The organism is Methylophilus sp. DMC14 (assembly GCF_056314085.1).
The window spans coordinates 279,361-289,669 of sequence record NZ_JBQUZA010000004.1; the positions used below are offsets into that span (position 1 = coordinate 279,361).

Here is a 10,309-nt window from a genome sequence, read left to right on the forward strand (position 1 = left end):
ATTAATATGCTCCTGCGTTATCAACATGGAAGTTATAGAGAGTGCGTGCAGAGCCAAATAATTTGAAGCTATCCGGATCCACCTCTGCGTGCCCGGATTTGGCCAGAAGATCCACTAAAATATTGCGTGACTCCTGATCCATCTCCTTCTCCTCACAATCGGCACCCAAGCTCTTGACGTTACCGCGCACAAAGAGTCGCGCTTCGTATAATGAGTCGCCTAATGCCTCACCTGCGTCTCCAAGCACCACCAGATTGCCAGCTTGTGCCATGAATGCGGAAAAGCTGCCCACAGAACCGCCGACCACAATATCAGCCCCTTTGAGCGAGATGCCGCAGCGAAGCCCGGCGTCACCGTCAATGATTAACAAGCCACCTTGCGCCGTTGCGCCAGCAGCATTAGAAGCGAAGCCTTTCACATGCACTACGCCTGACATCATATTCTCCGCCACACCAGTAGATGCACTGCCGGTCACAGTGACTGTCGCCAGTTGGTTCATGCCTGCGGCGTAATATCCGGCGTGACCATCGATTGTGACATTCACCTCAGCATTCAGGCCGACTGCGATGTTGTGAGCACCATTGGGATTGCTAATGACCACGTTTTTACCACTCAACTCTGCTGCAGGACGATGCAGATATTGATTAACGGTTCTCAACTCGGTATTTTCCAAGTCAAATTTTAGACTTTCCATACGTACATCTCCTTTGGTGAAGGTTCAAAAACGTGAGCATTCTTCACATCAGGAAGGTGGGCTAAAGAGCGGAACTCTGAAGCGATCGCGACATAATCATCATGCTCCGCGACCACTGCAGGCTTACATGCAAATGGATCCCTCACCAAGGCCAATTGATCTTTGGTACCCATCAGCAATGTATAGAAACCATCCAGCTCGTCGAAACCATGTTCCAGGGCGGTTTTCAAATCGTCACCTTCACGCATACGCCACTCAAGGAAGCGGCAGGCTGCTTCAGTGTCATTGTCGGTTTCAAAATTGATCCCTTCATGTTGCAGCTTGCGACGGAGGCTGTTGGGGTTAGAAAGAGATCCATTGTGCACCAGGCACCAATCTGTGCCTGCTGTAAAAGGATGCGCATGCGCTGGCGTAATGGCAGATTCAGTCGCCATCCGTGTATGCCCGACCAAATGCGTGCCACTCAATGCTGGCAAATCATAACGCGCAGCCACATCCGCAGGCAGGCCGGTATCTTTGTACACGTCGATCGATTGACCCACAGAAAGGATATGAATCTGCGGATAGGCTTGCTTGATCCAGCTTTTTACTTTCGCGGTGTCCACTGCGGAGGTGAGAATCGCATGATTCCCCTTCACCGCGAGAGTGACCTGATCTGAGTGCTCAGAATTAAAGTCTCGCTCCAATGCCTTCCAGCTAAAATCTGCCGTCGGTGCATATAGACTATATTTCAACGCATTTGCATCCACAGGCGACGTAAACACAGCCATGCCAGCAGAGTCCGGTCCTCGCTCTGTCATCCCAATCAGCATCGGCATCATCAATTGACCGATATTTGCGCGCATACTCTGGTTTTTAACCAGTAATCCTACAATCCCACACATCATTTTCTCCTATCAATACTTCATGTTCGATGACCAATGCGTCACTCACATCAAACAATTAAAAGAACTCAACATACCTATCAATTTCCCACTGGGAGACATGCCGTTGATAATCTATCCACTCCATGCGTTTGATCTTTAAAAACTCTTGGGCAAGATTTGCCCCCAGCGCATCCATGATGACCGCATCACTCTCAAGCGCATCCAATGCCTCACCCAGATTCTGGGGAAGGATGCCAATCTTCAACGCTTGAAGTTGCTCGGGGCTATAATCGTAGAGATTCTCATCATGCCCCTTGCCTGGGTTTAACTGACGGGCAACGCCATCCAAGCCAGCTGCGATCACAGCTGCGGTTGCAAGATATGGATTACAGCTGCCGTCAGGAAGCCGCAGTTCTAAGCGGCCATAAGGAATACGCACCAATGTCGATCGGTTATTGTTACCGTAACTGATATACGCTGGCGCCCACGTTGAACCGGTTAATGAGCGCCCCACGACCAGCCTTTTGTACGAATTTACGGTCGGATTACATAAGGCGGTCAGTGCCGGGGCATGCGCAAGAATCCCGCCCAGGAAATGGTAAGCCAGGCTAGACAGCCCCAGTCCAGAGGGGTCATTGTCGTCTTGGAACAGGCTTTTCTCTCCATCCCCTATGGACATATGCATGTGCATACCATTGCCTGGCCGATTGCTAAATGGCTTAGGCATGAACGAGCAGATCATGCCCATCTCATTGGCTATTTCACTCGCAGCCATCTTGAATAAAATGTAATCGTCTGCACTTTTGAGACATTCAGAATAGGTGTAGTTAATTTCAAACTGACCATTCGCATCCTCATGATCGATTTGATAAACATCCATCCCTGCCGCAATCAGCGACTCAGTTAACTTACCAAGATACTCAGAGTGTCTTGTGATCCCTTTATAGTCGTAACATGGTTTTTGCAACGTATCAGTTTCATCAAACGGCAGAATCTGACCCTGTTCGTCACGACGCAGTAATGAAAACTCTGGCTCTAATCCTGTGTAGAAGGTCCATCCACGTTCGGATAACCGGGCAATCTGCTTCTTAAGAACGACGCGTGCATCATATTCATGCGGTTTATTGTTAACATGCCCATCGCACACCAGTCGCGCATAACCAGGTTGCCAAGGCACCAAGCCAATGGTGCTCAGCTCACCAACCGCCATATAATCAGGGCCATTGGGTGCAATGCCTGTCCCCCAAATTGCACCACCAGCAAAACCTGCGCCCTTCGTCAGAATATCGTTGAGATGCTCAGCCGGCACTGACTTGACCTTAGCTACCCCATGAATATCGACGAATTGGGCAAGGACGTACTTGACCTTGTTTTCCTGCAAAAACTTTTGTGCTTCCTGCAAAGACTTCATTGAGTGCCTCACCTAAAATTTATTAATTAAAATTCGAAACGATCAAGAACTAGTTATCATCTGTTTGAAGTGAACATCCAGGCCAACAGCGCCTCCGCCGAACTCCCCGGCGATTTCGGTGAGCGTGCTCCACATGTAGTTACCATAGCTACCATCGCACCATAAGCGGTAGACCAGCTCCCCATTCAGCAATTGGCGGATTAAAGTCACAGACACGCCAGCCACACTGGTCATCAACACAGCATCCGCAGCAAACGCGCCTTCACTCAGGTCTAGTGCACATATTTCACTGAATGCACTGTGAAAATGCACGCCGCTTAGAATGAACGAAGCGTCATAACGCGCCACTTCGTAAAGATGCTCTGGTGCATCATTTGCATTGATTGCAATCTGCCCTTGGTGGAAACCTTCCAATAAAAATTCACTCCGCCCAAGTCTTAACACCAATCCTCCAGCGTGATCTTTACGCCATGTATTGGGTGCTTCTGGCACGGTAAAGCCTTGGGATTCAAGCCACTCAACGGCCTTTGCTCCTTTAATGCCTGCTCTGGAAAATGCGCTCACATCACAAATACCGAGCTTCTTCATCCGTTGCATCTCGATATCCGTATTTTCATAACTTAGAACGATTTCCATCCCGTTCAAGATTGCTTTCTTCATCGTTAACCCTGACTGCGCAAAACTGACGGGGGAGAGTCGGTCAAATACCATTTCCATATTTAATCCCCTTCAATAAATGGTGACTGGACAACATAGGCCTCCACCATCTGGCCGCTGTCGGTTCTAATACTCAAGACGTCACCCAACGTTGTATTCGCTGGGGATACATATGCAAACCCGATGAATCTTTGCAGCGTAGGACTCAACGATAGACTGGTGACCCTGCCCTCAATCTGGCCACTCTTGCTGATCACTAAATTACATTCACATGGCACAGGGCCCTGGAAATCTGGCTTAAACGAAAAAGCCACCAGTTTTTTTAGCAGAGGACGTTTGCGGATAATTTGCAAACTGCGTTTACCGATAAAGAAAGGTTTATTGAGGTTGATGGCCCAGTCAGCACCAAGCTCAAAGGGGTTTGTAAGACCATCGGTATCATGCCCCACTAATGGGTGGCCCATTTCCAATCGAAGCAATCTTTGTGCCTCTGTACCAAATGGTTTAACACGCCCATCAACGCTTCCACTGTCTAGCAGCAAATTCCACAACTTAAGCACAGCTGAGGCTGGCACATGAATCTCATAGGCCTGGTTAGAGACAAATCCAACGCGAATCACACGTGCCTTTATTTCTCCTATGGACGTATCAGCCACTGCACCTAATAAAAACTGGTCTTCAGAAAGATCCAAAAGGGTAATCTTCTGAAGCACCTTTCTGGCCAAGGGCCCGGCAATGTTCACCGCGCCATATGCGCCCGTGACATTGATGAAGGTCACATTCAGGCCCCAAATCTGATTCCACCGCTGCATCTCACGGTAAACCGCGGCGGCATTGCTGGTACTTGCGGTCACATAGAAGAAATTTTCTGCGATCCGGCACGCGACACCGTCATCTACCATTACCCCTGATTCGTCCAGCATTAAGGCATATCGGGAGCGCCCAACCCTTTGATCTTTAAAATTACCAGTATAGAAACGTTCCAAAAATTCAGCGGCATTGGCGCCATGAATCTCTATCTTGCCCAAGGTACTGACATCAATGATGCCCGCTGCACTTCTGACGGCTTTTGCTTCGTTCTGTATAGACTGCTCTTTGGTTTGCCCATCCACTTTGTAGTAGGCTGGACGTTTCCATGCGCCGACATCCGTGAACACTGCACCGTGTTCTGCGTGCCACTGATGCAGCGGGGTATCTCGATGAGGATGCAACCCCCTGCCTGCCAAATGACCTATTGGTGTTGGATGAAAGAAGGGCCGTGCTGTCGTCGTGCCAATTTTATTGACTGGAAGACTTCTGATACGCGCCAGAATACGAATCGCATTCATGTTTGAATGCTTGCCTTGGCTAGGCCCCATTCCAACTGTCGTGAAACGCTTCATTAATTCGATGTTATCGAAGCCTTCCTGAGCCGCATGAATGAAATCTTTTACGCTGATATCCTCGTCGAAATCCACAAAGTTTTTACCTTTGGGATGCATCACAATCGGATAAGGATGGCTAGGCGATGACCCGGAAAAACTTTCTACGGTGGTGTCGTTTCCAACATAGCCCAAATACTTGAGGGCATCAGAGGCAGCACGGGCGCCATCCTGGATGCGTTGATTCAAGCCAAAAACACCGTTCACCTTACCTGCAGCGAAAATGCCATTGGGCAGTCTTGACGGTACGAATTGGTGTATTTGATCGTCATAACGCATGCCGGTGCCGGCCTGATAGAGCAATGCAGCAGCAGGCGCCCAGCCTGCACACATGACGATACCGTCACAGTCAATCTGTATGGATTTCCGAATATCGGCCTGCGCAGAGGCTTCATCGTAATCCGTGACAATCGCGCCTTTGACACCTAACTTGCCGGATACCGGCACAGCTTCATAGATGCAAGCACCGTTATGGATTGGTATGCCTTTATTTGCGACCACACTGGCAATGGCATCCGTCTCTCCACCCGCCCGCATATCAACAATCGCCGCGACCTCTACGCCAGATGCAATCAGATCAAGCGCCACCCGGTAGCCATGGCTATTAGCGGTGACGACTACCCCCTTCAAGAATGGCTTAACGGCGTATCGTGCGATGAGACGTTGCGCGGCGGAACCAAGCATGACACCCGGTAGATCGTTGTTTCTGAACACAGGAGGTTGCTCAAAGGCGCCACTGGCAACAATCACAGCTTTAGCACGTACTTTTGTGATTCCAGATTCGTCTACGATCGGGATCAGATGATCAGCATAATATCCGGCTGCATAAGCGTTAGTTTTCACTGTTAAATTAGGCAGGCTTTGTGCGTCACTCAACATGTTTGCTAACTGTTCGTGATGCTCTGAATTGCCTGCATTGTCGTAAGCAAAACTTCCGCCGGGGTTGGCATTTTCATCCACCAAAAGAACCTCTAAGCCTTCACGGGCCGCAGTCAAAGCTGCAGACAACCCTGAAGGGCCTGCGCCAACCACCAGGAGATCGTAATGCGAATGCTGTTTCTTTTTTAAGAGCCGCGGATAGTTAAAGTTCACTACGCCCAAACCAGCTGCGTTGCGAATGATGCGCTCCCAAAATGGAAACAAACCACGTGGGGTATGAAATGCTTTGTAATAAAAGCCGACTGGTAAGAGCGCCGATATCGAATCAAGAAAGCGCTTGTTATCCGCCATCACCCCGCCGTCAACATTCACTACTTGGAGTTTCATCCCCGCTTTAAGCTGAACAACATCGGCTCGGATATTGGTATCGACACCATCTGTAACCATGATGTTGACGTCATGATTTGCCAGGGTAAAAATGCCTCTTGGCCGGTGGTATTTAAAACTACGGCCTAGCACTTTCTCGCCTGCCGCCCACAAGGCGCTGCTAATCGTATCCCCTTCAAAACCCTCATATTCTTTACCTTCAAATGAGAATTTAATTTTGTTGTTCCGATTGATCCACTCACCGGAAGTATTTTGCAACCTCATGCTCATTTAGCAGCTTCCTGTTCGTATAAGTAGGTACGTGCTACGTTGTCTGTTAAGGTGTCTCTTTCTGCAACAAACCAGGTTCCGCTAGGAGAGTGATACCACCATTCTTTTTTTAGCCCTGGCGCGCCATTGCGGTTATAAACATAGTCAGCCCACTCTTTGTCGCTGCATTCAGCTTCGGGCATATCACGTAGCTCACCACCAAAGACAAATTCGCTTAGTGGTCTCACGCCATTAATCGGGCAAGTAAGTAATTTCATTTCTAATATTCCTGATGCTTAGTGACCGACCGAAGCCGCACCTTTTTCGCCAGTCAATTCGTACTCTTCAAATCTTGAAAGCCTGAAAGGCTTGATGAGATCTGGCGCCATATCGTTAGCAATCGTGGCAGCCATCGTTTTCCCGCTGATCGGTGTGGCCTTGAATCCCCACGTTCCCCACCCGGCATCGAGATAAAAACCTTCCACCGGTGTCTTGCCCATAATGGGAGAGAAGTCAGGGGTCATGTCTGCCATGCCGCCCCACTGCCTGACGATCTTCACATTCGAGAGGAAGGGGAACATGTCTAACATGTGAGACGTCAGTCCCTCCACAAAGTCTAAAGAAGACCTGGTCGAATGCACCTCATAGGGATCCAACGAAGACCCCATGACCAATTCGCCACGGGAAGATTGACTGACGTAGACATGCAAGCTACCGGAAACCAGGATTGAATCCAGCCAGGGCTTCATTGGCTCAGTCACACAAGCTTGCAACGGATGAATGACAATAGGCGTATCAATGCCAGCCATTTTGCAGATGCGGGGAGTGAACCCTGCCACCGCTGAAAGCACTCTGGGGGTAGAGATATAACCTCGGCTCGTTTGTACCCCTTGAACCTTGCCGCCCTTGATATCAATGCCAGTCACCTCCGTACTCTGAAATATATCGACACCTAACCTATCGGCGCCGCGGGCATAACCCCAAGCAACAGCGTCATGCCGAGCCACAGAACCTGGCCCATGATACAAAGCGCCTAAAATGGGCGCATGGCCACTGCAGCTGATGTCTAGCTGAGGACAGGCTTTTGAGATCTCATCCGGACCAACGACATAACTATCCACGCCCACATGTTTATTGACCTCAGCGCGCCAACGCATTGTCCGCATCGCTGATTCTGTATGTGCCAATGTGAAATGGCCGCGCGTTGAATAGAATAGATTGATATCTAACTCTTCGGACAAACCTTCATATATTTTGACGCTGGCATCATAGAAGTTCACGCCCTCTGGGGTCAGGTAATTAGACCTGACAATGGTGGTATTGCGGCCGGTGTTGCCTCCACCCAAGTAACCCTTTTCAAGCACGGCAATATTAGTCATGCCATGGTCTTTAGCCAGATAGTAGGCAGCAGCCAAACCGTGTCCGCCTCCGCCAATAATGACTGCGTCGTAACTTTTCTTAGGGGTCACATTCTCCCTAAAAAACCGAGTCTCTTTGTACTCTTTACTCAACGCATATTTAAGCAATCTTAGAGGCATTCAACGCTCCGCAACGATCCAATATCAATCTCGACATGAAAATTTTATTCCCAGCAGGAAACAACAATTCCATTTATACGCATTGCAAAAACCGCTGTCAACGGATTTATGAATATTTTTTTCCTGTCAGGAATAAATTTACCTATTTTGCAATGATTTGGTGCATAATTTGGTCTGATGAACACATTTAGAGCATGTGAATATTCTTAAAAAAGTGGCTGAGGGTGGATTAATGACTAAGAAAGAGTTAGTCAATTAATTCTCCAGCAGAAACTTGATTTGCCGTCACTTGATTGATTGGGCCTGTGATAATTAAACGAGAAGTATGGATATGGGAGTTTTAGCCGCCAATGACCTCTGATTTGAAAAAAAATGTTGTCCCTATTACGGAAACAGAATCCAAACCTTTGGGTAAACACTTGGGGAATGTCATCAAAGAGGTCAGAAAACAACATGGCCTGACCATTGCCGATGTCGCTGAGAGAGCGAATATTAGTGTTGGAATGTTCAGTAAAATTGAGAATGGCCATGTATCGACCAGTCTTGAAACATTGGAACAAGTAGCTAACGCGCTTGGCGTAACGCTTTCAAGGCTGTTCCGCGACTACAACGCTCCCTCAGGAAATGCACAATTCGTTAAAAAAGGGCATGGTATGGAAGTGGTACGCCGCGGCACAAAGCTCGGCCACACATATCATTTATTAGCCTATGACCAAGGGCCTCAAAAGACTTTTGAGCCATTCTTGATCACGCTGGAAGATCAGGCGGAAGAATTCCCCCCTTTTGAACATGGAGGGACTGAATTCATTCATATGCTGGAGGGGGTATTAGAGTACAAGGTAGGCTTGGAGACTTTCTTACTTGAGCCAGGCGACTCACTGACCTTTAGAGGAGACCAGCCGCATCAGCCAGCCAAGCTCATAGAGGTCCCAATCCGTTTCCTGGCTATTATTCATCACGACCCCGTTGATCATTCAGGAGGCAGTGAGTGGACGCAGTCATAAGTATTCGAGATGCTCAAGAAAAAGATGCCGCTCAACTAGCCGACCTTCTACATGCGCTATTTAGTATAGAAGCCGATTTCAAACCAGACATGGAGAAACAAAAAGCCGGTTTAAGTATGCTGATATCACAACCAGAACATGGGGTAATCAAAGCTGCATTTACAGAAGACGGGAAACTGATTGGGATGGTTAGCGCGCAACTAGTCATCTCTACTGCACAAGGAGCACGCTCTGCTTGGGTAGAAGACATGGTCGTTCATGCAGAATTTAGACAGCAAGGAATTGGTAGAAAACTACTGCAGTCGGCATTAGATTGGGCAAAAGAAAAAGGAGCTACTCGTGCTCAACTATTGGTCGATATTGAAAATGAACCTGCGATAGGATATTACCGGCACCTGGGTTGGGAAAGCACTCAGTTAAATGCGAGAAGATTATTTTTATAATTGTTGTACATTTTTAACTAGTCATATCTCACCGGCCAAGGTAAGAAAGAATGCTCATTCACAAACTACCGTTTTCTAAGTGGCTAACTTTGTCACTTCGTAGAAATGAAAACGGAGCTTGGCTCTCATAAATGGATATCTGAACTTCACCCGCGAAGTTAGACAACCGAATACATGACTCCCACACCAATCCCACAGTATGAATAAAAAATACAGTCATTCACAGACAGGTGTAGAAAAATTTGAAACTGAAAAACCAGCCTAATTAGCCAGTATATAAGCGAAGTATGGTGCCCGGAGCCGGAATCGAACCGGCACAGCCGTTAAGCCGAGGGATTTTAAGTCCCTTGTGTCTACCAGTTTCACCATCCGGGCGGTAGGTCTAGCAAGCTTTGCATTCTAACACCGTGATCTATTTTGCATAGTGGTGAGAATGTGTGCTTGAGAAAGATTTGGAGCGGGAAACGAGTCTCGAACTCGCGACCTCAACCTTGGCAAGGTTGCGCTCTACCAACTGAGCTATTCCCGCATATTTACAACATGAGACTGGAGGCGCGAGCCGGAGTCGAACCGGCCTAAACGGCTTTGCAGGCCGCGGCATAACCGCTTTGCTATCGCGCCAGAACCAACAACATAAAAACAACTTATGTTAAAAAGGGAAAGCCGCGCTTTCCCCAGAATTTGGAGCGGGAAACGAGTCTCGAACTCGCGACCTCAACCTTGGCAAGGTTGCGCTCTACCAACTGAGCTATTCCCCGTA

Annotated in this window: 9 protein-coding genes and 3 tRNA genes; 2 read left to right on the forward strand and 10 right to left on the reverse strand. The window is 48.3% G+C overall.

Annotated elements, in window-relative coordinates; all coding sequences use genetic code 11:
* Position 1: 1 nt before the first annotated feature.
* The 7 genes from ACT53C_RS10375 to ACT53C_RS10405 are packed head-to-tail and all read right to left on the reverse strand — an operon-like array spanning position 2 to position 8,102.
* On the reverse strand, positions 2 to 694 hold the full coding sequence (locus ACT53C_RS10375) for a GltB/FmdC/FwdC-like GXGXG domain-containing protein (protein WP_018987291.1): 693 nt from the start codon (positions 692 to 694) through the stop codon (positions 2 to 4).
* Entirely contained in the window at positions 682 to 1,578 is an 897-nt protein-coding gene (locus ACT53C_RS10380) for a class II glutamine amidotransferase (protein ID WP_338657440.1), read from the reverse strand. The genes ACT53C_RS10375 and ACT53C_RS10380 overlap by 13 nt, the downstream gene beginning before the upstream one ends.
* Before the next feature lie 58 nt (positions 1,579 to 1,636).
* Positions 1,637 to 2,971 (reverse strand): type III glutamate--ammonia ligase, encoded by a 1,335-nt coding sequence (gene glnT, locus ACT53C_RS10385; protein WP_275354894.1) that lies wholly within the window; start codon positions 2,969 to 2,971, stop codon positions 1,637 to 1,639.
* A gap of 42 nt (positions 2,972 to 3,013) precedes the next feature.
* Positions 3,014 to 3,688 carry a sarcosine oxidase subunit gamma gene (locus ACT53C_RS10390; RefSeq protein WP_338657439.1) on the reverse strand — a complete coding sequence of 225 codons (675 nt, stop codon included), beginning with the start codon at positions 3,686 to 3,688 and terminating at the stop codon, positions 3,014 to 3,016.
* Positions 3,689 to 3,690: 2 nt separating this feature from the next.
* A complete protein-coding gene (locus tag ACT53C_RS10395; RefSeq protein WP_476145949.1) occupies positions 3,691 to 6,585 on the reverse strand; it encodes a 2Fe-2S iron-sulfur cluster-binding protein in 2,895 nt (964 codons plus the stop codon).
* A complete protein-coding gene (locus ACT53C_RS10400; protein WP_018987286.1) occupies positions 6,582 to 6,842 on the reverse strand; it encodes a sarcosine oxidase subunit delta in 261 nt (86 codons plus the stop codon). The genes ACT53C_RS10395 and ACT53C_RS10400 overlap by 4 nt, the downstream gene beginning before the upstream one ends.
* 18 nt (positions 6,843 to 6,860) lie before the next feature.
* Positions 6,861 to 8,102: an FAD-dependent oxidoreductase gene (locus ACT53C_RS10405; protein WP_194746956.1), complete on the reverse strand. Its 1,242-nt coding sequence runs from the start codon at positions 8,100 to 8,102 to the stop codon at positions 6,861 to 6,863.
* A 350-nt stretch (positions 8,103 to 8,452) separates the two neighbouring features.
* Between ACT53C_RS10405 and ACT53C_RS10410 the strand changes: the two genes are divergently transcribed.
* Positions 8,453 to 9,106 carry a helix-turn-helix domain-containing protein gene (locus tag ACT53C_RS10410; protein ID WP_194746957.1) on the forward strand — a complete coding sequence of 218 codons (654 nt, stop codon included), beginning with the start codon at positions 8,453 to 8,455 and terminating at the stop codon, positions 9,104 to 9,106.
* Positions 9,091 to 9,549 carry a GNAT family N-acetyltransferase gene (locus ACT53C_RS10415; protein ID WP_379076804.1) on the forward strand — a complete coding sequence of 153 codons (459 nt, stop codon included), beginning with the start codon at positions 9,091 to 9,093 and terminating at the stop codon, positions 9,547 to 9,549. Before ACT53C_RS10410 ends, ACT53C_RS10415 begins: the two co-directional genes overlap by 16 nt.
* A gap of 288 nt (positions 9,550 to 9,837) precedes the next feature.
* On the opposite strand, the gene ACT53C_RS10420 is transcribed toward ACT53C_RS10415, so the two are convergent.
* From ACT53C_RS10420 to ACT53C_RS10430, 3 genes are all read right to left on the reverse strand, one after another.
* A tRNA-Leu gene (locus ACT53C_RS10420) sits at positions 9,838 to 9,924 on the reverse strand.
* A 78-nt stretch (positions 9,925 to 10,002) separates the two neighbouring features.
* Positions 10,003 to 10,078: transfer RNA gene (locus ACT53C_RS10425), tRNA-Gly, on the reverse strand.
* Positions 10,079 to 10,096: 18 nt separating this feature from the next.
* A tRNA-Cys gene (locus ACT53C_RS10430) sits at positions 10,097 to 10,170 on the reverse strand.
* Between the last annotated feature and the right edge of the window lie 139 nt (positions 10,171 to 10,309).